Source organism: Virgisporangium ochraceum (genome assembly GCF_016863655.1).
In the GTDB taxonomy this organism is placed as follows: domain Bacteria; phylum Actinomycetota; class Actinomycetes; order Mycobacteriales; family Micromonosporaceae; genus Virgisporangium; species Virgisporangium ochraceum.
Map to the genome: position 1 here is coordinate 359123 of NZ_BOPH01000088.1, position 25804 is coordinate 384926.

Sequence of the window (25804 nt, forward strand, 5' to 3'; positions counted from 1 at the left end):
CGGGGTCGGCGCTCCGGGAGCGGGCGTGCCGACTACCCGGTACGGGCGAGGATCCGCACGCTGCCGGGGTCGGTCACGTTCTCCTGGTGCAGGTTGCGCAGCGACATCGTGCGGCCGTCGCGGCGGGCGTCGGCGCTGGCCTCGCGGAGGATGACCAGCGCGGCCACGGCCAGCTCGTCGACCCGGTCGAGGTCGATGACGATGGGCCCGGACGGGCGCAGCATGCGCGCCAGGCCGAGCCCGTCCCGCAGGGTCTCGCAGTTCCGCGCGTCGAGGGAACCTTCGACGGTCACCGTCGTGGTGCCCGCCCGTAGTTCGTACCGCAGGGTCAGCCCGTCCATCACATCAACCGTCCGTCGCTGGTGGGGCGTACCGGCCGACTGTCACCGGCCCCGGGGTCGCGCGCAAGGGTCTTTCGGCCCTGACCGGGCCGGGCCGGCGGGGGCCGGGCGGCACCGGAGGGGGGACGTTCGGCCCATCCGGTACGCGGCCGGCGGTGCGAGCGTGGTCGGAGTCGTACCCCGCGCGGAAGGAGACCCGCGTGTACCAGATCCGTATCCACGGCCGCGGTGGCCAGGGCGTCGTCACGGCGGCCGAGCTGCTCGCGATGGCGGCCTTCGTCGAGGGCGCCTGGGCACAGGCGTTCCCCAGCTTCGGGTCGGAGCGGACCGGCGCCCCGGTGGCCGCGTTCTGCCGCATCAGCGACGAACCGGTGCGCACGCGGGAGCCGATCGCCGAACCGGACTGTGTGATCGTCCAGGACGCGACGGTCAGCGACCACGTCGACGTGCTCGCCGGGCTGCGCCCCGGTGGATGCGTCCTGGTGAACTCCGCCGTACCGGTGGCCCTGTCCTCGTCCGCCCGGGTGCTGGCCGTGCCCGCGACCGACCTGGCGCTGCGCCACATCGGCCGGCCGGTTCCCAACGCCGCGCTGATCGGTGCCTTCGCCGGCCTCACCGGCATGCTGCGGTTCGAGTCGGTCGAGACGGCCATCCGTACGCGGTTCCCGGGGCGGCTCGCCTCGGGCAACATCGCCGCGGCCGGAGCGGCGTTCGCGCTCGGCCGGGCCCAGCGGGAGGAGACGTCCCATGCGTAGGCAGCTGGAAGGCTCCCGCGCCGTCGCCGAGACGGTGGCCCGGTGCCGGCCCCAGGTCATCCCGGCGTACCCGATCTCGCCGCAGACGCACATCGTGGAGGCGCTCAGCGAGCTGGTGCGGACCGGATCGGTCGCGCCGTGCGAGTTCATCAACGCCGAGAGCGAGTTCGGTGCGATGTCGCTGGCCATCGGGGCGTCGGCCGCGGGGTCGCGCACCTACACCGCGACCGCCAGCCAGGGCCTGCTGTTCATGGCCGAGGCGGTCTACAACGCCGCCGGCCTCGGCCTGCCCGTCGTGATGACCGTCGCCAACCGGGCCATCGGCGCGCCGATCAACATCTGGAACGACCACAGCGACTCGATGAGCCAGCGTGACAGCGGTTGGATCCAGCTCTACGCCGACTCCAACCAGGCCGCGGTCGACTTGCACGTGGTCGCCTTCCGGCTGGCCGAGGAGCTGTCGCTGCCGGTCATGGTGTGCATGGACGGCTTCGTGCTCACCCATGCCGTCGAGCCGGTCGACGTGCCCGATCAGTCCACAGTGGACGGATACCTGCCGCCGTACCATCCGCGTCAGGTCCTCGACCCGGCCGACCCGGTGTCGATCGGCGCGATGGTCGGGCCCGAGGCGTTCACCGAGGTGCGTTACCTCGCCCACGTCCGTCACCTCGAGGCGCTGCACACGTTGCCGCGGCTCGCCGGCCAGTGGGCCGACGCCGTCGGTCACCATGTCCCCGCTGCCGTGAACCCGTACCGCAGCGCCGGCGCCGACACGGTGGTCGTCGCGCTGGGATCGGTGCTGGGCACGCTGACGGACACCGTCGACGGCATGCGCGCCGAGGGCGGCAGCATCGGCGTGCTCGGGCTGACGGCCTTCCGGCCGTTCCCGGTCGAGGACGTCGCCGAGGCGCTCGGCGACGCCCGGCGCGTCATCGTGCTGGAGCGCGCGTTCTCCACCGGTGTCGGTGGCATCGTGAGCGCCGACCTCCGCGCGGCGGTGCCCGGCCTGCCGGTGCACACGGTGGTCGCCGGGCTGGGTGGCCGACCGGTGACGTCGGCCGGCCTGAAGGAGATGCTCACCGCCGGGATGGGCGGCGACCTGCCGGCACTGACGTTCATGGGGCTCAACCATCCGCTCGTCGACCGCGAGCTCGGCCGCGTGGCGGCCCAGCGGCGGAGCGGACCGACGGCGGAGAACGTGCTGGCCGATCTGCGGGGAGGCGCGCGATGACCCGGCAACCGGTGAAGTTCTACCAGGTGGGCAGCCTGGCCGTCGGCAACCGGCTGCTCGGTCCGGAGCAGCGCTCGGCGCAGGCCGACCCCGACCGGGCCAACGCGCTCACGTCCGGACACCGCGCCTGTCAGGGCTGCGGCGAGGCGCTGGGCGCGCGGTACGTGCTCGACGCCGCGAACCGGGCGACCCGCGGGAACATGGTCGTGGTCAACGCGACCGGATGCCTGGAGGTGTTCTCCACGCCGTACCCGGAGACGTCGTGGCGCATCGCCTGGCTGCACTCCCTGTTCGGTAACGCGCCGGCGGTCGCCGGCGGCGTGGCCGCGGCGTTGAAGGCGCAGGGCCGTGAACACGTCCGGGTCGTCGCGCAGGGCGGCGACGGCGGGACCGTCGACATTGGACTCGGCTGCCTGTCCGGCATGTTCGAGCGCGGCGACGACGTGCTCTACGTCTGCTACGACAACGAGGCCTACATGAACACCGGCGTCCAGCGGTCCGGCGCGACCCCGCCGGCCGCGAGGACGGCGACCACCCCCGCGGTCGGTGCGGCCCCCGGCAACAGCTTCGGCCAGGGCAAGGACCTGCCGGAGATCGCGATGGCGCACCGGATCGCGTACGTCGCCACGGCGACCGTCGCGGACCTGCGTGACCTGGAGGCGAAGGTCGAGTACGCGATGTCGTTGCGGGGCGCGCGGTACCTGCACGTGCTCGTGCCGTGTCCGCTCGGCTGGGGCTCGGCCGCGCGCGACACCGTGCGCCTGGCCCGGCTGGCGGCCGAGTCGGGGCTGTTCGCGGTGTTCGAGGCGGAACACGGCGAGGTGACGCGGGTGCGCCCGATCCGTCGCCGGGTGCCGGTCGAGGAGTACCTGCGGCCACAGGCCCGCTACCGGCACCTGTTCGAGCCCGAGCGTCGCGACGACGTGCTGGCCCGCATCGGGGCGGAGGCGCAACGAAACATCGACAGGTACGGGCTGCTGGAGGCGACACCATGAACCGGCCCTTCGCGATCACGCTCGGCGTGGGTTCGAGCCTGGCCAACCACACCGGCAGCTGGCGGCAGGAGCGCCCCGTCTACGTCCACAACCGGCCGCCGTGCGCGGAGGGCTGCCCGGCCGGGCAGGACCCGCGGCAGTGGCTGTACATCGCCGAGGAGGGCCGGTACGAGGACGCCTGGCGGGCGGTCATGGCGGTCAACCCGTTCCCGGCGGTGATCGGCCGGGTCTGCTACCACCCGTGCCAGTCGGTCTGCAACCGCGCCCAGCTCGACGAGGCGGTCGGCATCAACGCGGTCGAGCGCTTCCTCGGCGACGAGGCCATCCGTCGACAGTGGACGGTCACGGTGGACGCTCCGTCCTCGGGCCGGCGCGTCCTGGTCGTCGGTGCCGGGCCGGCCGGGCTCACGGCCGCGTACCACCTGCGGCTGCTCGGTCACGACGTGACCGTCCGCGACGCGGGGGAGCGGCCCGGCGGCATGATGCGGTACGGCATCCCCGCCTACCGGCTGCCCCGCGACGTGCTCGACGCCGAGACCGACCGGATCCGCGCGCTCGGGGTCACGTTCGAGATGGGCCGTCCCGTCACCGACCTGGCCGCCGAACGCGACGGCTTCGACGCGGTGTTCGTGGCGGTCGGGCAGCAGCTCGGCCAGCGCACCGCCATCCCGGCCGGCGACTCCGCCCGGATCCTCGACGCCATCTCCGTGCTGCACCGGTTGGCCGACGACGACCCGCCGGAGCTGGGGCGGCGGGTCGTCGTCTACGGCGGCGGGAACACCGCCATGGACGCCGCCCGGGCGGCCCGCCGCATCGGCGCGACCGACGCCATCGTGGTCTACCGACGCACCCGGGACCGGATGCCGGCGCACGAGACCGACCTGACCCAGGCGCTCGACGAGGGCGTCACGGTGCGCTGGCTGTCGACGATCGCCGCGTTCGACGGCGGACGGGTCATGGTGGAGCGGATGGAGTTCGACGACACCGGGTTCCCGCAGCCGACCGGCGAGTTCACCGAGCTCGCCGCCGACTCGGTGCTGCTGGCCGTTGGTCAGCGGGCCGACCTGTCGTTGCTGTCCACTGTGGACGGTGTGGAGTTCGACGGCGGCGACGTCCGCGTCGGCCCGGACCTCTCCACCGGCTGCCCCGGCGTGTTCGCCGGCGGCGACATCGTGCGCGCCGAACGCACCGTCACCAACGCGATCGGTCAGGGCCACCGCGCCGCCCGCGCGATCGACGCCTACCTGCGGGGCAACACCGACGGGCCGGCGCCGGTGCCGCCGACAGCGACCTACGAACGGCTCAACACCTGGTACTACAGCGACGCGCCGGCCACCGTGCAGCCGCAGCTGACCGCCGCCCGGCGCACGTCGACGTTCGACGAGGTCGTGGGTGGCCTCGACGAGGGGACCGCGCTGTTCGAGGCCCGCCGCTGCCTGTCGTGCGGCAACTGCTTCGAGTGCGACAACTGCTACGGCGTGTGCCCCGACAATGCCGTCATCAAGCTCGGCGGACCGAACTTCGCCATCGACTACGAGTACAGCAAGGGATGTGGCATCTGCGCCGCCGAGTGTCCCGCCGGCGCGATCGACATGATCCCGGAGCCGGCGCCCGCGGAGGCGGGCGCATCGAGCAGAGTTCCCGAGCCGAAGGGATGAGGCATGGCACCGCTGACCGTGGGTGTGGTACGGGAACGGGCGGCCGGCGAACGCCGGGTCGCGCTGGTGCCCGGTGATCTGGCCCGGCTCACCCGGGTGGCCGCGCGCGGTGGCGCGCCGCCGGTGGTCCTGGTCGAGGCCGATGCCGGACGGGCCGCGCGGCACGACAACGCCGCGTACGCCGCCGCGGGCGCCGATGTCGTCACCGCCGACGAGCTCGACGCCCGGGCCGACCTGGTGCTGGCGGTCGGGCGGCCGGCGCCGCACCGGCTGCGGACCGGGCAGGTGGTCGTCGGCATGCTCGCCGGTCGATCCGGCGACGGGTATGTCGCGGACCTCGCCGGGCTGGGTGTCACCGCGGTGAGCCTTGACCTGGTTCCGCGCACACTGAGCCGGGCACAGGAGATGGACGCGCTGACCTCGCAGGCCACCGTCGCCGGCTACCGGGCGGTGATCCTGGCCGCCAACGCGTTCGAACGGTACTTCCCGATGCTCGTCACGGCCGCCGGCACGGCGAAGCCGGCCGAGGTGCTCGTCCTCGGCGCGGGTGTGGCGGGCCTGGCGGCGATCGGCACGGCCCGCCGGCTCGGCGCCGTCGTGCGCGCCTACGACGTGCGGGCCGCCGCCCGGGAGGAGGCGGCGTCGGTCGGCGCGGAGGTGATCGTCCCGGGCGTGCTGGCCGACGCGACCGGCGCCGGTGGGTACGCCCGCGAGCTGACCGCCGACGAGCAGCGCGCCGCGACCGCCGAGCTGGCGGCCCGGGTGGTCCGGCACGACGTCGTGATCGCCACCGCCCAGGTTCCCGGCCGCCGCCCGCCGCTGCTGGTCGACGAGGAGACCGTCAAGGCGATGGCGCCCGGGTCGGTGCTCGTGGACCTGGCCTCGGGGCCGCTCGGTGGCAACGTCGCGTTGTCGGTGCCGGACCGGACGGTCGTCACCGACAACGGGGTCACCGTCATCGGCGCCGGCAACCTTCCCTCGTCGATGGCGGCGGCCGCGTCGGCGGCCTACAGCCGCAACGTGGTCGCGCTGCTGGGCCACCTGCTCCGCGACGGCGAGCTCGCCTTCGACCCGACCGACGAGATCCACGCCAGCGTCGTGGCGACGCGGAACGGTGAGGTGCGGTCGTGACCGAGCTGACCATCTTCCTGCTCAGCGTGCTCGTCGGATACGAGGTGATCTCGAAGGTCCCGGCGATGCTGCACACCCCGCTGATGTCGGCGGCCAACGCCATCCACGGCATCGTGCTGGTCGGCGCGGCGCTGATCGCGGTGACCGCGGACACGTGGATCGGTTACCTGCTCGCCTTCGTCGCCGTCACGCTGGCCGCGATGAACGTGGTCGGCGGCTACGCGATCACGGCCCGGATGCTGGCGATGTTCGCCGACCGCCGCCCCGGGCCGCCGACGGGAGGCGCGTCGTGACCACCGTCCTGGGACTGGTGTACCTGGCCGCCGCGACGTGCTTCGTGCTGGGGCTGCACCTGATGAACCGGCCGCCGACCGCCCGCCGCGGCAGCCTCCTGTCGGCCTACGGCATGGCCGCCGCGGTGGCCGCGACCGTGGTGGTGCTCGTGCGCGAGGGCACGGTGACCGCGACGGGCTGGACAGTGCTGGCCGCCGGCACGATGGTCGGTACCACCGCCGGCTGGTACATGGCCCGCACCGTCGCCATGACGTCCGTGCCGCAGGTGGTCAGCCTGTTCAACGCCGCGGGCGGCGGAGCGGCGATGCTGGTGGCCGTCCACGAGTTCATGCGCCACGACAGCGCGACCGGCACCGCTCTTGCGGTCGCCGTCGACGTCGTGATCGGCGCCGTCACGTTCTCCGGTTCGCTGATCGCGGCGGGCAAGCTGCAGGGTGTGGTGGCGAGCCGGCCGGTGGTGTTCCCCGGCGCCCGCGTCCTCGCCGTGGCGCTCGCCGTCGTCATGGCCGGCGCCGGTGGGCTGCTCGTCGCGGGGCGCGGCGGCACAGCCGTCCTCGCCGTGCTGGCCGTCGCCGCCCTCGCCGCCGGTGTGGCGATGGTGATGCCGATCGGCGGCGCCGACATGCCGGTGGTGATCTCCCTGCTGAACGCGTTGACGGGCACGGCGGTCGCGATGGCCGGGTTCGTCATCGGCAGCACCGTGCTGATCATCGCGGGTGCGCTGGTCGGCGCGTCCGGCGGCATCCTCACCATGCTCATGGCGGAGGCGATGAACCGGTCGCTGGTCAGCATCGTGGTCGGCGGTTTCGGGACCGGCGACGGCCCGGCCGGTCCCGTCTCGACCGACGCCCGGGTCCGGTCGGTGTCGGCGGAGGACGCCGCGATCCAGCTGGCCTACGCCGGCCGGGTCGTCATCGTGCCCGGTTACGGGCTGGCCGCGGCGCAGGCCCAGCACGAGGTCCGCGAGCTCGCCGAACTGCTTGAGGGGCGCGGGGTGGACGTCTGCTACGCCATCCATCCGGTCGCCGGCCGGCTGCCCGGTCACATGAACGTGCTGCTCGCCGAGGCGAACGTGCCCTACCGCCAGCTCAAGGAGATGGACGAGGTGAACCCCGAGTTCGCCCGCACCGACGTGGCCCTGGTCGTCGGCGCCAACGACGTGGTGAACCCGGCCGCGCGCCGGCCCGGCAACCCCGTCTCGGGCATGCCGATCCTGGACGTCGACCGGGCCCGCGGCGTCATCGTCATCAAGCGCTCCATGGGTCACGGCTACGCCGGCATCGACAACGAGCTGTACACCGACCCGAAGACCGGAATGTTCTTCGCCGACGCGAAGAAGGGCCTGGCGGAGCTGGCCGCGGCGATCAAGACCCTGGTCGGGTCGTGAGGCGCACGCCGCGCTCACACCCGCTCGTGCCGGCGGATGCTGTGATACAGGTCCACCGTCTCCGGGTCGGGACGCACCCGCAGGTCCGTTGCCAGCACGCGGACGCAGGCGCGGAACTGCAGCAGCGCCAGGTGGGGCCGTCCCTGCCGGCAGTGGCACCGCATCAGGCGGCGGTGGGCGTCCTCGCGGCAGGGGTCCTCGTCGATGAGCCGCCGGCACAGGTCCGCGCACCGCGGATACCGGCCGGCGGCGAACTGCAGGCCGCTGAGCCGGTCGAGGACGTCGATGTGTGCCAGCCGCAATCGAACTCGTCGACGTCGGTCCACAGCGTCACCGCCGGGTGCAGGCGGTAGCAGCCTCCGGCGTGGACGACCACCGGTGCGTCCGTCGCCGTACGGATCGCCCGTCGCAGACCGTGTACGGCGACGTGGAGGCTGTTGCGGCCGCGGCCGGGTGCGACGTCCGGCCACAGGGCCTCCACGAGCGCCTCGGTGGCCGGCGCCGGATCGCGGTGCGTCACCAGATACGCCAGCAGCGACCGCGCCCGGCTGCCGAGGTGCTCCTCGACCGGCGTGTCGCCGACGGCGGCCAGGATCGGCCCGAGCAGCTGGACGATGAGCGAAGGGCCGGTGACGCGCTCAGCCAGCGCCTGCCGGTGCCGTTCCCGGTCGCGTCGCAGATCCAGGACCTGCCGGCTGAGCCGGGCCGTCGTGGCGATGAGCCCCTCGTCGCTCTGCCCGTTGTCGCCCTGCCCGTCACCCTCGGCGAGGCGGGCGAAGGCGAGCAGCGCGGCGTCGTCCCCGCCGAGCAGGTGCACGGCCGCGAGCTGCCAGCCCGTCCACAGCTGGCACGCTGGCCGGTCGGCGACGTCGGCGAGCGACCGGGCCCCGGCCGCCCGGACGCGGGCGGTGGCCAGGTCGAGGGACGTGGTCGCGACGGTGCTCGCCGCCAGCATCGTGGAGCAGGCACCGACCGTGTCGCCGCGCGCCACGGATCGCGCGGCGGCCAGGTCGAACCAGGTCTGCGCGTGCGGCGCGTCACCCCGCGCGGCGGCGATCTCGCCGCGGGCCCGGATCAGGTCCGGATGGTCGGCGAGCACGTCGCGGTTCAGCCGGGCCAACCAGCCCTCGAGCGTCTGCCACTGGCCGAGGTCCATGAGCCGGTCCGCGTTCGCGGCCATGGCTTGTGCCGCCCGCTCGTGGTCGTCGATCCGCAGCCGGACCGGTGCCGCGTCCGGGTGCCCGTCGTCGGTGAGGTGCTGCCACCACGGCCCGTCGTCGCGCTCGCCGTGTTCCAGGTAGACCGCCAGGCCCAGCCGACGCCGCCCGTCGGCGGGCACCGTCGCCAGCAGGAGGCCGGCCGCCCGCACGAGCAGGTCCCCGACCGACCCTGCGGCGGCGAGTACGCGGTCGGCCGCCGGTCCGAACGCCGCCCGGGTGGCGCGGACGGCGACGAGCGCGGCGGCCCGCCCGCCGCACCGGTCCAGGAGCCCGGGGTCACCGCACGCGTCCCCGGCCAGCCGGGCGGCGGCCGGACCGGACAGCCGCACGTCCGCCGCCGACCGGCGGCACCGCCCAGGCCGGCACCGGGTCCGGGTCGAGCCGGAGCCACAGCGGACGGCGTCCAGCGGCGCCCAGCGCACCGGCCAGCCCTTCGGTCAGCAGGCATCCGGGTGGCGCCTCGACGACGCTGACCGGCCCGGTCACCGCCGTGCGCAGCCACGGTTGGTCGGCGAGGAGGGCGTCACCCGCGGGAGGCAGCGACTTCACCACGGCGGACATGCCGTCTCCCACCGGCCGGGTCAGTCGGTCGTCCGGACGGTGACCCGGTGCTGGCCGTCCCACGGGTTCGACTCGCTGAGCAGCACGCCACCGGCGGTCGCGCCGCGCAGGTCCAGGCCGAACTCGTCGTCGGTGGCGGTCGCCGGGCGGCGGAAGGCGAACGTGTAGGTGGCGCTCGCGCCGGTCGCGGGCGTCGGAAGCTCGACGGTCAGGTGCCCGTTCGGTGCCACCTGGACGGGCGGCCAGGACGAGCCGTCCCGCTCGATGCCGGGGGCCGGTTCGAACAGCAGCACCAGGTGGTGCGGACGGGTTCCGCGCACGTGCCGGACCGTCACCGTGAGCGTGCCGTGCCGGACACCGTCGACGGCCGGTCCGAACACGAGCTCACCGGCGTCGAAGCCGGTCTCGGTGACCGACGGGTTGGGCGGGAACGAGACGGGTCCGGTGGTCTGCCGGAACCGGCTGCCGTCCCAGGTGTACCCGCGCTTCTGCCAGGTCTGCGGGGTCTCGTCACCGCAGCAGCGCTGGAAGTCGGCGACGCGGGCCTCGACCACACCGTCGCCGGTCACCCGGCCGGCGGCTCCGTCGATGTCCCTGATCGCACCGGTGGCCGCGACCACGGTGCCCATGGTGACGATCGCGCCGGCCCGGTTGCGGTCGAGCGCGACGAGCTGTACGCCGCCGCCCTGAATGACGGCGCTGATCTGGACGACCGTCTCCGTGGCACCGTCGCGGTCGAGGTCGCCGTAGGTGACGGCGCCGATGACCATGTGCCGCTCGAACGGGAACCTGCTGTCGGGCGGGATCAGAACCTGCCCGTTGTGGAAGGCGACCCGACCCGACAGCCCGGTCAGGTTGTCCGTGGGCCACGCCGGCACGTCGATCGTCGCGTTGCGGAGCACATCCGGCGAGATGCGCCCGTCGGGCGCGGGCACACCCGTCGTTGCCGACGGTTGACCGCTCGGGACAGCGCTGGCGCTCGGCACCTCCGACGGCACCGGCCCACCGCCACCACTGCCGCCGGAGTCCTCCCCGTTCAGCAGCAGGTACAGGGCGAGCGGCGCCGCGACGAGAAGCACCGCGAGCGCGGTGATCAGAGCGACCCGGATCCAGCGGCGGTGCGGAGGCGGCTCCGGTGACCCACCGTCGGGAGGCACGGGCGGCAACTGGATGGTCGTCGACTCGGACATCACACACCTCCTCGCGGAGGTGACCGGTGACGCGCTCCGCGGCTCGTGGGCCTGAGGAGACGGTCGAAGTCGGGATGACGGCGTCCGGCCACCCCGTCGTCCATTCTCCGGGCCCGCCGCCGCGTGGCGGGGGCCGAAAGTCCCGGCCCGACGGCCACCCGGCACTGCCGCCGCCGTGGGCGCGGCGGCGACGCTGAGGGCATGCGTGACACGGCATCGGTTGTCCGACCACCGCGGACCCGGCGCGACTGGCCGCTGTGGCGGCTGTGGGTCCTGGTCACGACCGCGGGCGAGTCGGTCGGGTTCTGCGTCCCGGCCCTCACCGGGGTTCTCGCCGCCCGCCTGGACCTGCCGCCCGCCGTCGGGTTCCCGCTGATGCTCGCGGCGGGCTGGGTGGAGGGGTACGTGCTCGGCTCCGCCCAGCAGTGGGTGCTGCGTCGCCGGCTGCGCGGCCTGTCCGGCAGGGCCTTCGCCCATGCCACCGCCGGCGCCGCGGTCGTGGCGTACGCGATCGGCATGCTCCCGTCGACGGCGGGCGACCTGTCGCGGCTGCCGGTCGCGGTGGTCGCGGTCGGTGCGACCGTCGGCGGCCTGGCGCTGCTGGCCAGCATCGGCACGGCGCAGTGGCTGGTGCTGCGCCGTCACGGGTACGGCGGGCCGTGGTGGATCCTCACCACGGCGGCGGCGTGGCTCGCCGGGCTCGGCGTCTTCATGGTCGTCGCGACCCCATTGTGGCAACCGGGCCAGCCGGTGGTCGTGACGGTGCTGGTCGGTGTACTCGCCGGTGTGCTCATGGCGGGCACCGTGGCGGTCCTCACCGGGTTCGCCGCCCAGCGGCTGACCCGTGAGGCCATCGGGAACGGAGTGCGGTGATGACGCGCATCAGGGGAGAGATCACCATCGACGCGCCGGTGGAGGACGTGTTCGACCTCGTCGCCGACGAGCGCAACGAACCCCGTTACAACCCCCGCATCTCCCGCGCCGTCAAGGTGAACGCGGGACCCGTCGGTCCGGGCGCCCGGTTCATGGCCGAGCCGCGGGGCGGCGGCTACCGGCGCGCGATGGCGATGACCATCCTGGAGTACGACCGGCCGCGGCGGCTGCACAACGCCGTGCGCGCGTCCTACCTGCGGGTCGACGGGGTTCTGACCTTCCAGGAGGTCCCGGGTGGGACCCGCCTGAGCTGGAACTGGGACACCGCACTGGTCGGGCCGATGAAAATACTGTCTCCATTGCTTGCCGTCGTCGGTCCGGCGTGGGAGCGTCGCAACTGGGTCGGCCTCAGGACCTTCATGGAGTCGCGGGCGTCCGGCGAGCGGAGGCGTGGATGATCCGTCACCCGGCGTACCCGGTGGAGCCGTGGCAGGTCCGGGAGACGTATCTGGACACCGCCCTGCTGGCCCAGTCGGAGTCGGTCTTCGCGTTGTCCAACGGCCACATCGGGCTGCGCGGCAACCTCGACGAGGGCGACCCGCACGGCATGCCGGGCACCTACCTCAACTCGTTCTACGAACTGCGGCCGCTGCCCTACGCGGAGGGCGGCTACGGCTACCCCGAGTCGGGCCAGACGATCGTCAACGTCACCAACGGCAAGCTGATCCGGCTGCTGGTCGACGACGCGCCCTTCGACGTGCGCGACGGACGGCTGCGTCACCACGAGCGGGTGCTGGACCTGCGGGCCGGCGTACTGCGCCGGGAGGTCGAGTGGGAGTCCGGCGCCGGGCGCGCGGTGCGGGTCCGCTCGACCCGGCTGGTCTCGTTCGACCAGCGGTCGGTGGCCGCGATCCGGTACGAGGTGACGCCGGTGAACGCGCCGGTGCGGGTCATCGTCCAGTCCGCGCTGGTCGCCAACGAGGCGCTGCCCGGTCCCCTCAAGGACCCGAGGGTGGCGGCGGTGCTCGGCGAGCCGCTGGTCGCCGAGGCCCGACGGGTCCACGACACCGGCGCGTTGCTCGTGCACCGCACGCGCGAGAGCGGCCTGCGGATGGCCGCCGCGATGGAGCACCTGATCGACGGGCCGTCGGACCTGCGGTGCGGCAGCGTTGCCGACCCCGACCTGGCGCGCACGACGGTGGTGTGCCGACTGGCGCCCGGCGAGCGGCTGACCCTGGTGAAGTTCGTCGCGTACGGGTGGTCGAGCCGGCGGTCGCAGCCGGCCGTCCGCGACCAGGTCGCGGCCGCGATCGAGGGCGCCCGGTTCGAGACCTGGGACGGGCTGGTCGCCGCACAGCGCGCCTACCTCGACGACTTCTGGGACGGCGCCGACATCGAGATCGACGGCGACGCCGAGGTCCAGCAGGCGGTACGGCTGGCCATGTTCCACGTCCTGCAGGCGGGCGCGCGGGCGGAGCTGCGGCCCATCGCCGCCAAGGGACTGACCGGTCCGGGCTACGACGGGCACGTGTTCTGGGACACCGAACGGTTCGTGCACCCCGTGCTGACCTACCTGCAGCCGGCGGCCGTGGCCGAAGGCCTGCGCTGGCGCCACGCGACGCTCGACCTGGCCCGGGAGCGGGCCGCGACCCTCAACTGGCGCGGCGCCGCGTTCCCGTGGCGGACGATCCGCGGACACGAGTGTTCCGGCTACTGGCCCGCCGGCACCGCGGCGGTCCACGTCGGAGCCGACATCGCCGACGCGGTCACCAGGTACGTCACCGCGACCGGTGACGCGGCGTTCGAACGCGACTGCGGCCTGGAGCTGCTGGCCGAGACGGCCCGGTTGTGGGTGTCGTTCGGCCACCACGACCGCGACGGCGTCTTCCACCTCGACGGCGTCACCGGTCCCGACGAGTACACGGCTGTCGCCAACGACAACGTCTACACCAACCTGATGGCCCGCCGGAACCTGGTCGCCGCGGCCGACGCGGCCGAACGTCACCCCGACCGGGCCCGGGACCTGGCCATCGGCGACGACGAGATCGCGTCGTGGCGGGCCGCGGCCGCCGCCATGCACGTGCCCTACGACGAGCATCTCGGTGTGCACGAGCAGGTCCGCGACTTCACCCGGCTGCGGGAGTGGGACTTCGCGTCGACCGGCCCCGACGAGTACCCGCTGCTGCTGAACTTCCCGTATCTGGACCTGTACCGCGCGCAGGTGGTCAAGCAGGCCGACCTGGTGCTCGCCATGCACTGGTGCGGTGATGCGTTCAGCACCGGGGAAAAGGCGCGCAACTTCGCCTACTACGAGGCCCGCACGGTGCGGGACTCGTCGTTGTCGGCGAGCACGCAGGCGGTGCTGGCCGCCGAGGTCGGTCACCTGGAACTGGCCCACGACTACCTCGGCGAGGCGGCGCTGACCGACCTGTACGACCTGCACCGCAACACCCGCGACGGCATCCACGTGGCGTCGCTTGCCGGCGCCTGGCTGGCGCTGGTCGCGGGGCTCGGCGGCATGCGGGACCATACCGGCCAGCTGTCGTTCGCGCCGCGGCTGCCCGCCCGCATCCGGCGCTTGTCGTTCTCGTTGCTGTGGCACGGTCTGCGCCTGCAGGTCACCGTCGGTCCCGACGAGGCCGTCTACGCGCTGCGCACCGGCGACGGCGCCGCCACCATCGACCTGGTGCACCACGGCAAACCGTTCGTCCTGACCACCGCTGCGCCGGTGAGCCTCCCGATCCCCCCGATGACCCCGATGACCCCGGAGCCGGTGCAGCCGCCCGGACGCGAGCCGATCCGCCGGCAGAACCTGCTGTAGCGCCACGAGTCGTTGGACCCCACCGGACGGGCCCTTCGGCTCGCGGCGCAGCGGCCGGCGGCGCGCAGCATCAGGGGGACGGAAGGGGTGAGCTCCATGACCGGAACGATCGACCTGACCGCGGCCGATGTGGCCAAGGCACCGCAGGAGGAGAGCACGTGGGAGGTGACGGTGCCGGTGCCGACCGTCGGCGTGCGTCGGGTGACCTTCGCCGCGCCGCACCTCCCGCACCCTGACCTGCCGCAGCCGCGCGCCGTCGCGGACGACCTGCTCGACGGGGCCGGCAGGATCGTCCATGCGTTCGGGCGGCTGGTGTCGGGTCGCGAGCGGGTCGTCTACTTCGGAGGCCTGGCGGCCCTGACGGCGATGGGCGCGGTGTCGCTGCCGGTCGCGGCCGCCATCGGCGCCGGCGTGTGGGTCGCGGTCCGCACCGGGACGCCGTCCGCCACCGGTCCCACACCCGCGGACGACGGCGAAGGGTGACCACGCGCGAGACCGACCGGTCCGGGAGCGGACCGGTCGGTCGCGTGTTCACGACCGCGCGTCGACGGTCTCTGGGACCGGGGCCGTGGTCCCACCCGGCGGTGGGGCCGGCCGCGGCAGGAACGACAGCCAGCGCGGCAGGTACCAGCACCGGTCGCCGAGCAGCGTGAGCAGCGAGGGCAGCAGCACCGCCCGCACCACGGTCGCGTCGAGGAGGATGGCGACGCCGAGGCCCACCCCCATCTGCTTGAACACCTGCATCGAGAGGGTGGCGAGCACCGCGAACACGGCGACCATGATGACCGCGGCGCTCGTCACCACGCCGGCCGACGCCCGGACGCCCTGCGACACCGCCTCGCGCGTGGGCGCGCCGTTGTCGTGCGCCTCGCGGATCCGCGACACGACGAAGACGTGGTAGTCCATCGACAGCCCGAACAGGATGACGAACGCGAACAGCGGCAGCCACGACTCGATCGCGCCGACGCCCTCGGTGCCGACGAGCGCGGCGCCCCAGCCGTGCTGGAACACCGCCACGATGACGCCGAACGACGCGGCGACCGACAGCAGGTTCAGCGCGACCGACACCGCCGCGATGGTGAGTGACCTGAACGCCACCAGGATCAGCACGAACGCGAGGCCGAGGACGAACACGACGACGGGTGCGATCCCGCGCCGGAGCCGGTCGTTGAAGTCCACGGAGAAGGCCAGGTCGCCGGTGACGTAGGTCCGCGTTCCGGGCGTCGAGCCGAACGTGCGTGGGATCACGTCATCACGGAGGGCAGCGAGGGCGCGCCGGCTCGTGCTGTCGGTTCCGTTGCCGGCCAACGGCACGTCGATCTCGACGATGCCCTGCGGGGCGTGCGTGGTGACCTGGATCGGCTCGGCCACCAGCCCGGTGGCCAGGGCGGCGGCGCGGAACGCCTCGGTCGCCCGACGCAGCTCCGGTGACTGCACGTCGCCGGCCCGGACCACCACCCGCGCCGGGCTCGGACCACCGGGGAACGCCGCCGCGATGCGGTCGTACGACCGGACGATCGTGGAGTCGGCGGGCAGCTGCTTGTCCAGGCTCAGCCGCTCGGTGTGGATGCCAAGGAGCGGAACGGCCAGCACCAGGAGGAAGGCCCCGGACACCAGCGCGGACAGACCCGGGCGGGCGAGGACCCGGTCGAGGATCGCACCCCAGACGCGGCTCCCGCCCTGCGGCCGCCGCAGCCGGCCGAGGCCGGGTATCCGGCCGAACTCGACCCGGTCGCCGAGCAGGGACAGCAGCGCGGGCAGGACGGTCACCGAGCCGACGACGGCCACGAGCACCACCATGATGGTGGCGACGGCGAAGCCGTCGAACAGCAGCATGCCGGACAGGAACATGCCGGACATGGCGATGACCACGGTCATACCGGAGACCAGCACCGACCGTCCCGAGGTCGCGGCCGCAATGCGCAGCGAGGTGGCCGCGTCGTTCCCCTTCGCCCGTTCCTCGCGCTCGCGGCGCAGGTAGAACAGGCAGTAGTCGACGCCGACGGCGAGTCCGACGAGGAGCATCACCGAACTGGTCGAGTTGTCGACGTGCATGCGGTGGCTCACCAGCGCGAGAAGCCCGTTGGCGGCGAGGAACGCGGTCATCGCCAGCCCGACGGGCAGCACGGCGGCCAGCAGCGCGCCGAACGCGACGAGCAGGATGCCCAACGCGAGCGGTACCGCCGTCCACTCGGCGCGGTGGAAGTCCGCGAGGATCGTGTCGTTGAACCACCTGTTGGCACTGGCCTCGCCGAACTGGTCGAAGGTCAGGTCCGGGTGGGCCGTCCGGGCGGCGCCGACCGCGTCGAGCACCGGCTGCACCCGCTCGTACGCCGTATTCGAGTCACCGGTCACCGCGAACCGCACCAGCGCGCTGTGCCGGTCGCGCGAGATCAGGCCGGCGGCGTACGGCTCGCGGAGGTCGGTGACGATACCGGTGGCGCGCAGCCCCGACACCACCCCGTCGACGGCCGCGCGGAACGCCGGGTCGTCGACGGTCGCGCGGTCGCTGTGGACCAGCAGCAGCTCCCCGGCGGGCGGGGTGAGCCCGGCGTCGTCGAGGACGCGCATGGCGCGGGCCGAGTCCCCCTGCGCGTACTCGTCGACGGTCATCTGCCGCTGGCCGGCGGCGGACCCGATCACCGTCGCCACGACGACCAGCAGCAGCCAACCGACGATGGCGACGACCCGGTGCCGCACGCTCCAGCCGCCGACCGCGGCCGCGATGTTACGTCCGTCGCCCATGGAACACCTCCAGCCGAGACCGCGACCGGCGTCGGTCGCCGTCCCCCGCATGCTGGCGGTCGCGGGCCGTGCCGACACGGGCCGAAAGTCCCGCAACGACGTTGGCAGCAGCGGATCTCCGACCCGGGACCTTCGGGTCTGTCCGTCAGATCAGGGCCGTGGCAGGCGACGCTCCCGGCGTCGCGTGGGCGGGATGGGCCCCGGTCCGGCGCTCGCCTTTCTGGTCACTTGCGCGGGCACCAGCGTCGGTGCGATCACCGGCCTGTTCCTGGTCGCCCGGCGCCGGGTCGTCGGACTCGTGGTGGGCATGCTCGCCGGCGGTGCGGTGCTGCTCGGCTGGCTCGCCCCGCTGTGGTTGTGACTCGTAGCGGACCGGCGTCACCGCAGCAGCGCGTCGAGGGTGACGAACCGGAACCCGAGCGCCGTCAGCCGGGTCATGACGGTCGGCAGCGCCTCCGCGTCCAGCGTGGAGCCGTCCTCGGGGTGCGAGCCGATGTGCATCAGGATGATCTCGCCGGGACGCGCACCCGCCACCGACCGGTCGACAACCTGCTGGACGGTGACGCCGCCCGTGGTTCCCTTCCAGCCGACCGTGTCCACGGTCCAGCGGACGGCGACGTAACCGGCGCTGTTGACCGCCGCGATGGTGCGGGCGTCGCGGTCACCGTAAGGGAAGCGGAACAGGGGCCGGGTGTCGGTTCCGCCATTGGCCGTCAGCTCCCGCTCCCCCCGGGCGATCTCGGCCCGGACCTGTCCGTCGGTGAGGCGCCGGAAGTAGGGGTGGGTCGAGGAGTGGTTGCCGAGCCGGTGTCCGGCGGCCGCGATCGAGCGCACCGCGGCCGGGTACCGCCCGGCCCAGTCTCCGGTGAGGAAGAACGTCGCGTGGGCGCCCCGGGCCGCGAGCGCTCCGAGGATCGCCGGCAGGCCGTCGGCGTTGCCTCCGGCGTCGAAGGTCAACGCCACCACCCGGTCCGACGTCGGAATCGCCTCGATGTCCTTACCGCGCAGGGCTGCGGGAACACCCGGCGCGCCGGGTGTCCGGCTGGGGGCGGGCGGTGCGGCCGACCGGGTCGGGGATTGCGAGCCCGGGCCGGGCGCCGGCGCGGCGGCGGAGGACACGGAGGAGGCGACCGACGCGGTCGGTACAGGTCGTCCGGCACGGTCCGAACCGGTTCCCGCCGTGCGGGCGACGACGTACACCCCTGCGAGCACGGCCGCGATCGCGACGACAACCCCGATGATGAGCAGACGACGGCGCACGGCGACCTCCCGTCCCGTGAGGCGGCACCTCCGGTACCCCGGCGATGGCGGCACGTGACCGCTACCTCCAGCGTCGCGGTGGACGAGGCGGCGGCCAGGGTCGAAAGGCCCGGCCATCGGTCCCGCGCGCACCGGGGACTTCGGCCCTGCCGGACGGTGCGCGGTCGCACGACCATCGGAACAACCGGGGGATCGCGTCGGGAATGAGGGCTTGTCATGGTACGCACATCTGTGATCACCGGCTCGGCGTCAGGCATCGGCAGGGCGACGAGGGACCTGCTGGAGAGCCGCGGCGAGCGCGTCATCGGGGTGGATCTGCGCGACGCGGACGTCGTCGCCGACCTGGCCACCGCCGAGGGTCGCGTCGCGATGGTGGAGGGCGTGGGCCGCCTCTGCGGTGGGACCGTCGACGCGGTGTTCGCGGTCGCCGGGCTCGCGCAGCCGTCGCCGGTGACCGTCGCCGTGAACTACTTCGGCGCTGTCGCCACCCTCGAAGGGCTGCGCCCGTTCCTGCTGGGTTCGGTGGCACCGCGGGCCGTGGTGGTCTCGTCGATGGCCGCCCTGCACCCGGTCGACGACCAGTTGGTCGCGGCGCTCGCGGCGGGCGACGAGATCGCGGCGCTCGCCCGCGCCGAGGTGCTGGCGAAGGATCTGGAGCACGCCGGACGGATCTACGGCTCCAGCAAGCGGGCGATCTCCCAATGGGTACGCCGCCACGCGCCGGGCACGGCGTGGGCCGGTGCCTCGATCCCGCTCAACGTCGTCGGGCCCGGCGTCATCGCGACACCGATGACCGCTGACCTGATCGCGACCGAGGAGAAGAAGGCGGCACTGCTGGAGATCGTGCCGATGCCGCTCAACGGCGTCGCGGAGGCGGTGACCGTGGCACGCCTGCTGGCCTGGCTCGGCGGGGTCGAGAACACCCACCTGTGCGGTCAGGTCATCTACATCGACGGCGGCAGCGACGCGGTCATCCGCGGTGACTCGGTCTGGTGACGTGGACCCATGTCCGGCTTCGCCTACCTTCCGGTCGCGTCCGCTCTGCACGACGGGGCATCTGTCGAGCGGCTGCTCGACGGGCTCTCGACCGCCCTGACCGCTGCCGGTGGGCGGCGCACCGACACGCCAGCGGCCGATGCGCCCCTGGCCATTGTCGTCCTGACCGGAGGGACGGAGCGGTTCGTCCTCGACGCGGTGGCGGCGCGGCGGCAGACCGAACCGGTGGTCGTCGCGGCCCACCCGTGGCACAACTCGCTCGCGGCCGCGTTGGAGGCCGTCGCGCGGCTGCATCAGGACGGCCGCCCGGCCCGCGTCATCTACCTGGACGGAACGGCGCATGCGGAGACGGCGCTCGCGGAGGCGGCCCACGACGTGGCGGTGGCCCGCCGGCTGCGCCGGCTGCGGATCGGGCTGGTGGGTTCGCCCTCGGACTGGCTGGTGGCCAGTGCACCGACCCCGGAGGTCGTCCGCGACGCGTGGGGACCGCGCGTCGTGCCCGTCGACATCGCGGAAGCGGTGGCGTCCTATCGCAGCGACGCTCCCGGGACGGCAGCCGCGCTGGCGGCGTCCGTGGCCGGCGGGGCGGCCGCGGTCGGGGAGTCCGGAGCGGTGGTCACGGCCGCTGCCCGGGTGCATCCCGCGCTCGCCGACCTGGTGCGGGTCCATCGTCTCGACGCGGTCACCGTGCGCTGCTTCGACCTGCTCGGCGAACTACGGACGAGCGGCTGCCTCGCGCTCGCCGAGCTCAACGACACCGGGATCACCGCGGGCTGCGAGGGTGACCTGCCCAGCACCATCGCGATGGTCTGGACGCGTCTGCTGCTCGACGAGGTGCCGTGGATGGCCAACCCCGCGCAGGTGAACACCGCGGATCACGAACTGGTACTCGCCCACTGCACCGTGGCCCGGTCGTTGACCACCGGGTACCGGATCCGCTCCCATTTCGAGTCCGGCCTGGGCGCGGCGATCGACGGTACCCTGCACACGGGCCCGGTCACCCTGGTCCGCATCGGTGGCCGCCGGCTGGACCGGTGCTGGCTCGCCGAGGGTGAGTCGGTCCGACGACCCGTCCGGGAAGGGCTGTGCCGGACCCAGCTGACCGTTCGGCTGCCCGCCACCGCCATCGACGACCTGTTGACCGCGCCGCTGGGCAACCACGTGGTGGTGGTGCGGGGCCACCACCGCACACGGCTGGAGGCCTGGCTGCGCACGATGCGGCCGTCCCCCGTCCCCGCGCAGGAGGTTGGTCATGACTGACAGCGCGCGGCTTCCGCCGCGCTGGTTCATCCGTCTGGCGTGGTCGGTGCACCGGGCCCTGTACCGCGTCACCCGTGGCCGCGTCGGACTGTGGCGGCCACGTCCGAACGGTTGGGGCGCCCTGCGGCTGACGACGACGGGCCGGCGCACCGGCCGGCCGCGAAGCGTGATCCTGGGGTACTTCGAGGACGGCCCGAACCTGGTCTCGATGGCGATGAACGGGTGGGGTGCGGGCGAGCCGGCGTGGTGGCTCAACCTCCAGGCGAACGAGGAGGCGGAGGTCGACGTCGCGGGCACGCACCGGTGGGTACGCGGTCACGCCGCCACGGGTGCGGAACGGGAGCGGTTGTGGGCCCGGTGGCGGGAGATCGACAGGAACCTCGACGCGTTCGCCGCACGGCGACCGACCGAGACGGCCGTGGTGGTGCTGGAGCCGGGGCCCGCGGCATGACCGTGTGGCCGCCCCGCACCGGTGCCGTCGATCTCGACGGGTCGTACCGGCGGTGCCGGGCGGTCAACCGCGAGCACGGCCGGACCTACTACCTCGCCACCCACCTGCTGCCGCGGTGGAAACGCCGGCACGTGCACGCCCTGTACGGGTTCACCCGCCGCACCGACGACATCGTCGACGGCGCTCCCGACGACCCGACCCGGGCCGACCGGCTGCGGCGTTGGACCGACCGGTTCCTCGCCGCGCTCGACGGCGCACCGGTGGACGACCCGGTGCTTCCGGCCGTCCTGCACACCATCGCGGTCTTCGATCTGGACCGGGCCGACTTCGTGGCGTTCCTGCGGTCGATGGAGGCGGACCTGACCATCGACTCGTATGCGACCTACGACGACCTGCTCGGCTACATGGACGGCTCCGCCGCCGCGGTCGGGACGTTGATGCTGCCGATCCTGGGAGCGTCCGACCTCGACGCGGCCCGGGAGCCGGCCCGCCAGCTGGGGCTGGCGTTCCAGCTGACCAACTTCATCCGGGACGTCGGCGAGGACCTCGACCTCGGCCGGATCTACCTGCCCATAGCGGACCTGGCGCACTTCCACGTCGCCCCCGGGACGCTGCGCGCGCGGGCGCTGACCCCGGCGGTGCGCGACCTCGTCGCATTCGAGGTCGGACGGGCGCGGCGGCACTACGCCCTGGCCGCCGAGGGCATCCCGCTGCTGGCACCCACCTCGCAGGCCTGCATCCGCACGGCGTTCCGGCTGTACGGCGGGATTCTCAACGAGGTCGTCCGCGCCGGGTACGACGTGTTCTCGCGGCGCGCCACGGTGCCGACGCGACGACGCGTGGCGGGACTGGCGACGAGCCTGCTGACACCGCCGGGCCGCCCGGTGCGCAGCCTGCCGGGGGAGGGGTCGAGGTGACCGGCCGGCGGGCCGTGCGGGGTCCGACCGACCGGGTCGTGGTCGTCGGCGCCGGGTTGGGCGGGCTGGCGTGCGCGCTCCACCTGGCCGGTGCCGGCCGGCAGGTGACCGTGGTCGAGCGCCAACCCGTACCCGGTGGCCGGGCCGGCGTGCTGACCCTCGACGGCTACCGGTTCGACACGGGCCCGGCCGTGCTGACGATGCCCGGCCTGGTCGAGGAGTGCCTGGCCGCCGTCGGTGAACGGCTCGCCGACCGGATCACACTGCGGCCGGTCGATCCCGCCTACCGCGCGCACTTCCCCGACGGGTCCACTGTGGACGTCATCGCCGACACGCGACGGATGGCGGCCGAGATCAGCGGGGTCTGCGGGCCCCGGGAGGCCGACCGCTACCTGCGGTTCGTCGAGCACCTGCGGCGGCTCTGGCGGCTGGAACGGGCCGACTTCGTCGAGCGTAACCTCGACAGTCCACGCGACCTGCTCACCGTGAACCTGCTGCGGCTCGTCGCGGCCGGCGGCTTCCGGCGACTGCAGTCCACAGTGGACCGTCACCTGCGCGACCCGCGCACCCGGCGCATCTTCTCGTTCCAGGCCATGTACGCCGGGCTGGCGCCCCATGACGCGCTCGGCATCTACGCGGTCATCGCCTACCTCGACTCGGTCGAGGGCGTCTACTTCCCCGTCGGTGGCATCCACGCCGTACCGGTCGCGATGGCCGCGGCGGCGCAGAAGCACGGCGTGCGGTTGCGGTACGCGACCGAGGTCGCGCGGGTCGAGGTCCGCGGTGACCGGGCCACCGCGGTCGTCACCACCGACGGCGAGCGCATCGCCGCGGACGTGGTCGTGCTGAACCCGGACCTGCCGGTCGCGTACCGGGACCTGCTGCCGCACACGCCGCGCCGGGTCCGGCGCCTGCGGCCCTCGCCGTCCGCGGTGGTGCTGCACATCGGCAGCTCCCGCGGGTACACCCGGATCGCGCACCACAACCTCCACTTCGGACGGTCGTGGCGGCGCACGTTCGACGAGGTGATCCGCCACGGTCAGCTGATGAGCGACCCCTCGCTGTTCGTCAGCAACCCCAGCCGCGCCGACCCGGGGCTCGCACCCGCCGGCCGGCACACGTACTACGTGCTGGCGCCGGTGCCGAACCTGACCGTCGCCCCGTTCGACTGGCGCGGTCCGCTGGCCCGGGGCTACGCCGACGAACTGGTGGCCCTGCTCGAGGAGCGGGGGTACGTCGGGTTCGGCGCGGGCATCGAGGTCTCGCGGATGGTCACGCCCGCGGACTGGGCGGCCGAGGGGATGGCGGCCGGCACCCCGTTCGCCGCGGCGCACACGTTCGCGCAGACCGGCCCGTTCCGCCCGGCGACGCTGCACCCCGGCCTGGACAACGTCGTGTTCGTCGGCTCGGGGACCCAGCCGGGCGTGGGTGTACCGATGGTGCTGATCTCCGGCAAGCTCGCCGCGCAACGGATCACCGGCGTGTCATGAGCGCGGACCGGTTCGACGCGGTGATCGCCGGTGGCGGGGCGAGCGGGCTGTCGTTGGCCGCCCATCTGGCCGTCGCCGGGTGGCGGAACCGCTCGGTGCTCGTCGTCGACGATCCCGTGGCGCGTCCGGCAGCACAGTGCTGGGGGTTCTGGGCGGCCGCTCCGGCTCTCCTCGACGCGGCGGTCTCGCACCGGTACCGGCGGCTCGGTGTGCACGCCGCCGGTGCGGACGCCGTGGTGGCTCTGCGCACGTTCGAGTACCAGGTGGTCCACCGGCGGGACCTGCGCCACGTCGTCGCCGGGCTGCTACGGCGCTGCCCGGCCTTCACGCTGGCGCCGGGCCGCGTCGGGGATGTCCGCGACGGGGAGCGCGAGGCGGAGATAACCGTCGATGGGGTGGCGGTCCGGGCGGGGTGGGTGTTCGACAGCGTCTCCGCGTCACCGCCGACCGGTGCGGCGGACGCGCGGTTGGCGTTCACCGGATGGGAGATCGAGTGCGCCCGTCCCGTGTTCGACCCCGACGTGCCCACCCTGTTCGACTTCCGGGTCCCGCAGGGTGACGCCGCCCGGTTCGTGTACGTCCTTCCCCACAGCGACCGGCGTGCCCTGGTCGAGGTGACCGAGTTCGTGCCGCGCCACGGGAGGCCCACACCGCCGGACGGCCGCGCGGCTCTCCTCGCGGGGTACATCTCCGGCGTGCTGGACGGGAGCGGGTACACGGTCGGGCGGACCGAGTCGGCGGTGCTGCCGCTCCGCGCGTCGCCCCCGCCCCGGTCCGGTCGGCACGTGCTGCGCATCGGTGCCTGTGGAGGGATCGTCAAGGCCAGCACCGGCTATGCCTACCAACGCATCCACCGCGACAGCGCGGCGATCGCCCGTTCGCTGGCCCGCGGCGGGCATCCGTTCGACCGGCCCCGGCCGTCCCGGTGGTACCGGTTCCTCGACTCCGTGCTGCTGGACGTGCTCGACCGCGATCCGCACCAGATCGAACGCACCTTCGCCCGGCTGTTCCTGGGCAACCCGGCCGACCGCGTCCTGCGTTTCCTCGACGAGTGCAGCCCGCCTGGCGAGCAGCTAAGGCTGATCGCCACCATGCCGAAGGCGCCGTATGTGCGCTCCGTCGCGAGGCGTGCGCTGCGTCGGTGGTGATTGCGGTGACCGGGTGAGCCGCACCGTCACCTGATAGCCGAAAGCGAGCAGCGGCACGGCGATCACCGCTCCGCCCACACCGCCCACGAGACCACCGGCGACCACCGCGAGCAGTACCGCGACGGGGTGCAACCGGACCGCCCGCCCGACGATCAACGGCTCCAGCAGGTACCCCTCCACGCTCTGCACGGTGAGCACCGTCGCGAGGACGATCAGGGCGTCGGTGAGGTTGTTGGACATGAGGGTCACCAGGACGGCGGCCGAGCCGGCCACGGTCGCTCCGAGGTAGGGGACGAATCCGCCGAGGAAGGTGAGCAGGATCAGCGGCAACGCCAGCGGCACCCGCAGGATCAGCAGCGCGAGCCCGATGCCGACCGCGTCGATGCACGACACCACGACCATGCCCCGCGTATACCGGGCGAGCACCCGCCAACCCGCGCGTCCCGCGTCGTCGATCGCGGCCTGCCTGCGGGCCGGCAGCCGCCCGACCAGCCACGCCCACATCGTCGGGCCGTCCTTCAGGAGGAAGAACAGCAGAAACGCCGTGAGCAGCCCGAGGGTGAGGATTCCGAACACCGTGACCGCTCCGGTCAGCAGATCGCCGCCGGAGGTGGGCAGCATCCGGGTGAGGCCGTCGCGGGCCTGGTCGACCTGGGCGCGGTCGAGCCCGGGCGGACCGTCGACGAGGTAGTCGCCGACCTTGTCCAGCCCGTTGCCGACCGCGCCACCGAGCTCACCGAACTGGTCCATCACCTCCCGCCAGCCCAGCATCAGCGGCAGCGCGACGACCACGGCCACAGCCAGCACCCCGAGCAGCGCGGCGAGCCATCGGGACGCGCCCAGCCGCAGAACCGGTCCCATTAGCGGTTCCACCAGGGCGGCGAGCAGCAGGGCGACGATCACGGCGACGGTCAGCGGCGCGATCCGCCCGAGAACCCGGAGCAGCAGGTATCCGCCGGTCGCGAGCACGATCACGCACGACGCGTACAGCGTCGCGACGCGCAGCGCCCACGGCAGCGCGGTCCACGCCCGCGAACCCGGATCGAGCGGACGGGACTCCGCCGCGTCCCCGCGCACCGG

General features: G+C 73.6%; 25 protein-coding genes and 1 pseudogene. 18 read left to right on the plus strand and 8 right to left on the minus strand.

The genetic code is table 11. From position 1 onward, the window contains the following. Positions 1–32: 32 nt before the first annotated feature. Positions 33–341 (minus strand): STAS domain-containing protein, encoded by a 309-nt coding sequence (locus Voc01_RS32830; RefSeq protein WP_203931484.1) that lies wholly within the window; start codon positions 339–341, stop codon positions 33–35. A 200-nt stretch (positions 342–541) separates the two neighbouring features. Between Voc01_RS32830 and Voc01_RS32835 the strand changes: the two genes are divergently transcribed. Genes Voc01_RS32835 through Voc01_RS32865 form a run of 7 tightly spaced genes read left to right on the plus strand, consistent with a single transcriptional unit; the run spans position 542 to position 7792 of the window. Then, positions 542–1096 carry a 2-oxoacid:acceptor oxidoreductase family protein gene (locus Voc01_RS32835; protein WP_203931485.1) on the plus strand — a complete coding sequence of 185 codons (555 nt, stop codon included), beginning with the start codon at positions 542–544 and terminating at the stop codon, positions 1094–1096. Continuing rightward, complete coding sequence (locus tag Voc01_RS32840; RefSeq protein ID WP_203931486.1) at positions 1089–2327, plus strand: hypothetical protein; 1239 nt, start codon at positions 1089–1091, stop codon at positions 2325–2327. The genes Voc01_RS32835 and Voc01_RS32840 overlap by 8 nt, the downstream gene beginning before the upstream one ends. Beyond that, complete coding sequence (locus tag Voc01_RS32845) at positions 2324–3322, plus strand: thiamine pyrophosphate-dependent enzyme (protein WP_203931487.1); 999 nt, start codon at positions 2324–2326, stop codon at positions 3320–3322. The genes Voc01_RS32840 and Voc01_RS32845 overlap by 4 nt, the downstream gene beginning before the upstream one ends. Then, complete coding sequence (locus Voc01_RS32850; protein ID WP_203931488.1) at positions 3319–4980, plus strand: NAD(P)-binding protein; 1662 nt, start codon at positions 3319–3321, stop codon at positions 4978–4980. The genes Voc01_RS32845 and Voc01_RS32850 overlap by 4 nt, the downstream gene beginning before the upstream one ends. A 3-nt stretch (positions 4981–4983) precedes the next feature. Continuing rightward, the gene (locus Voc01_RS32855; protein WP_203931489.1) at positions 4984–6111 is read left to right on the plus strand and encodes a Rossmann-fold NAD(P)-binding domain-containing protein; all 1128 of its coding nucleotides are present in this window, start codon (positions 4984–4986) and stop codon (positions 6109–6111) included. Then, complete coding sequence (locus Voc01_RS32860) at positions 6108–6404, plus strand: NAD(P) transhydrogenase subunit alpha part 2 (RefSeq protein WP_203931490.1); 297 nt, start codon at positions 6108–6110, stop codon at positions 6402–6404. The genes Voc01_RS32855 and Voc01_RS32860 overlap by 4 nt, the downstream gene beginning before the upstream one ends. After that, positions 6401–7792 (plus strand): NAD(P)(+) transhydrogenase (Re/Si-specific) subunit beta, encoded by a 1392-nt coding sequence (locus Voc01_RS32865; protein ID WP_203931491.1) that lies wholly within the window; start codon positions 6401–6403, stop codon positions 7790–7792. Before Voc01_RS32860 ends, Voc01_RS32865 begins: the two co-directional genes overlap by 4 nt. A gap of 14 nt (positions 7793–7806) precedes the next feature. Here Voc01_RS32865 and Voc01_RS54775 read toward each other — a convergent pair whose 3' ends face one another. From Voc01_RS54775 to Voc01_RS32885, 4 genes and pseudogenes are all read right to left on the minus strand, one after another. Continuing rightward, positions 7807–8262: a bacterial transcriptional activator domain-containing protein gene (locus tag Voc01_RS54775; protein WP_373873902.1), complete on the minus strand. Its 456-nt coding sequence runs from the start codon at positions 8260–8262 to the stop codon at positions 7807–7809. Then, positions 8154–8972 (minus strand): annotated as a pseudogene (locus Voc01_RS54780) (AfsR/SARP family transcriptional regulator); the annotation flags it as partial. The gene Voc01_RS54775 and the pseudogene Voc01_RS54780, both read right to left, overlap by 109 nt. A 316-nt stretch (positions 8973–9288) precedes the next feature. Then, the gene (locus Voc01_RS32880) at positions 9289–9573 is read right to left on the minus strand and encodes a hypothetical protein (protein WP_203931493.1); all 285 of its coding nucleotides are present in this window, start codon (positions 9571–9573) and stop codon (positions 9289–9291) included. Between the two features lie 20 nt (positions 9574–9593). Continuing rightward, the gene (locus Voc01_RS32885; RefSeq protein ID WP_203931494.1) at positions 9594–10763 is read right to left on the minus strand and encodes a hypothetical protein; all 1170 of its coding nucleotides are present in this window, start codon (positions 10761–10763) and stop codon (positions 9594–9596) included. Between the two features lie 201 nt (positions 10764–10964). Here Voc01_RS32885 and Voc01_RS32890 point away from each other — a divergent pair, with 201 nt between their 5' ends. The 4 genes from Voc01_RS32890 (at position 10965) to Voc01_RS32905 (ending at position 14940) form a co-directional block, all read left to right on the plus strand. Then, positions 10965–11636, plus strand: coding sequence for a hypothetical protein (locus tag Voc01_RS32890; RefSeq protein ID WP_203931495.1), 672 nt, complete (start codon positions 10965–10967; stop codon positions 11634–11636). After that, positions 11636–12094: an SRPBCC family protein gene (locus Voc01_RS32895; RefSeq protein WP_203931496.1), complete on the plus strand. Its 459-nt coding sequence runs from the start codon at positions 11636–11638 to the stop codon at positions 12092–12094. The genes Voc01_RS32890 and Voc01_RS32895 overlap by 1 nt, the downstream gene beginning before the upstream one ends. Beyond that, positions 12091–14457 carry a glycoside hydrolase family 65 protein gene (locus Voc01_RS32900; RefSeq protein ID WP_203931497.1) on the plus strand — a complete coding sequence of 789 codons (2367 nt, stop codon included), beginning with the start codon at positions 12091–12093 and terminating at the stop codon, positions 14455–14457. The genes Voc01_RS32895 and Voc01_RS32900 overlap by 4 nt, the downstream gene beginning before the upstream one ends. Positions 14458–14553: 96 nt before the next feature. Beyond that, on the plus strand, positions 14554–14940 hold the full coding sequence (locus Voc01_RS32905; RefSeq protein ID WP_203931498.1) for a hypothetical protein: 387 nt from the start codon (positions 14554–14556) through the stop codon (positions 14938–14940). Positions 14941–14988: 48 nt separating this feature from the next. Here Voc01_RS32905 and Voc01_RS32910 read toward each other — a convergent pair whose 3' ends face one another. Further along, positions 14989–17202, minus strand: a complete 2214-nt coding sequence (locus Voc01_RS32910; RefSeq protein ID WP_203931499.1) for an MMPL family transporter — start codon at positions 17200–17202, stop codon at positions 14989–14991. 193 nt (positions 17203–17395) lie between these two features. Between Voc01_RS32910 and Voc01_RS32915 the strand changes: the two genes are divergently transcribed. Next, complete coding sequence (locus Voc01_RS32915; protein ID WP_203931500.1) at positions 17396–17563, plus strand: hypothetical protein; 168 nt, start codon at positions 17396–17398, stop codon at positions 17561–17563. Between the two features lie 17 nt (positions 17564–17580). Here Voc01_RS32915 and Voc01_RS32920 read toward each other — a convergent pair whose 3' ends face one another. Further along, the gene (locus Voc01_RS32920; RefSeq protein WP_203931501.1) at positions 17581–18462 is read right to left on the minus strand and encodes a polysaccharide deacetylase family protein; all 882 of its coding nucleotides are present in this window, start codon (positions 18460–18462) and stop codon (positions 17581–17583) included. Between the two features lie 216 nt (positions 18463–18678). Here Voc01_RS32920 and Voc01_RS32925 point away from each other — a divergent pair, with 216 nt between their 5' ends. From Voc01_RS32925 to Voc01_RS32950, 6 genes are read left to right on the plus strand one after another with little or no spacing between them, the layout of a single operon-like run. After that, positions 18679–19458 carry an SDR family oxidoreductase gene (locus Voc01_RS32925; RefSeq protein WP_203931502.1) on the plus strand — a complete coding sequence of 260 codons (780 nt, stop codon included), beginning with the start codon at positions 18679–18681 and terminating at the stop codon, positions 19456–19458. A gap of 9 nt (positions 19459–19467) precedes the next feature. After that, positions 19468–20718 (plus strand): hypothetical protein, encoded by a 1251-nt coding sequence (locus Voc01_RS32930; protein ID WP_203931503.1) that lies wholly within the window; start codon positions 19468–19470, stop codon positions 20716–20718. After that, positions 20711–21169, plus strand: a complete 459-nt coding sequence (locus tag Voc01_RS32935) for a nitroreductase/quinone reductase family protein (RefSeq protein ID WP_203931504.1) — start codon at positions 20711–20713, stop codon at positions 21167–21169. The genes Voc01_RS32930 and Voc01_RS32935 overlap by 8 nt, the downstream gene beginning before the upstream one ends. Then, entirely contained in the window at positions 21166–22086 is a 921-nt protein-coding gene (locus tag Voc01_RS32940; RefSeq protein WP_203931505.1) for a phytoene/squalene synthase family protein, read from the plus strand. Before Voc01_RS32935 ends, Voc01_RS32940 begins: the two co-directional genes overlap by 4 nt. Next, on the plus strand, positions 22083–23576 hold the full coding sequence (crtI, locus tag Voc01_RS32945) for a phytoene desaturase family protein (RefSeq protein ID WP_203931506.1): 1494 nt from the start codon (positions 22083–22085) through the stop codon (positions 23574–23576). Before Voc01_RS32940 ends, crtI begins: the two co-directional genes overlap by 4 nt. Then, positions 23573–24724 carry a lycopene cyclase family protein gene (locus tag Voc01_RS32950; protein ID WP_203931507.1) on the plus strand — a complete coding sequence of 384 codons (1152 nt, stop codon included), beginning with the start codon at positions 23573–23575 and terminating at the stop codon, positions 24722–24724. The genes crtI and Voc01_RS32950 overlap by 4 nt, the downstream gene beginning before the upstream one ends. Here the strand turns inward: Voc01_RS32950 and Voc01_RS32955 are convergent. Then, positions 24650–25801 (minus strand): AI-2E family transporter, encoded by a 1152-nt coding sequence (locus tag Voc01_RS32955; RefSeq protein WP_203931508.1) that lies wholly within the window; start codon positions 25799–25801, stop codon positions 24650–24652. The genes Voc01_RS32950 and Voc01_RS32955 overlap by 75 nt on opposite strands. Between the last annotated feature and the right edge of the window lie 3 nt (positions 25802–25804).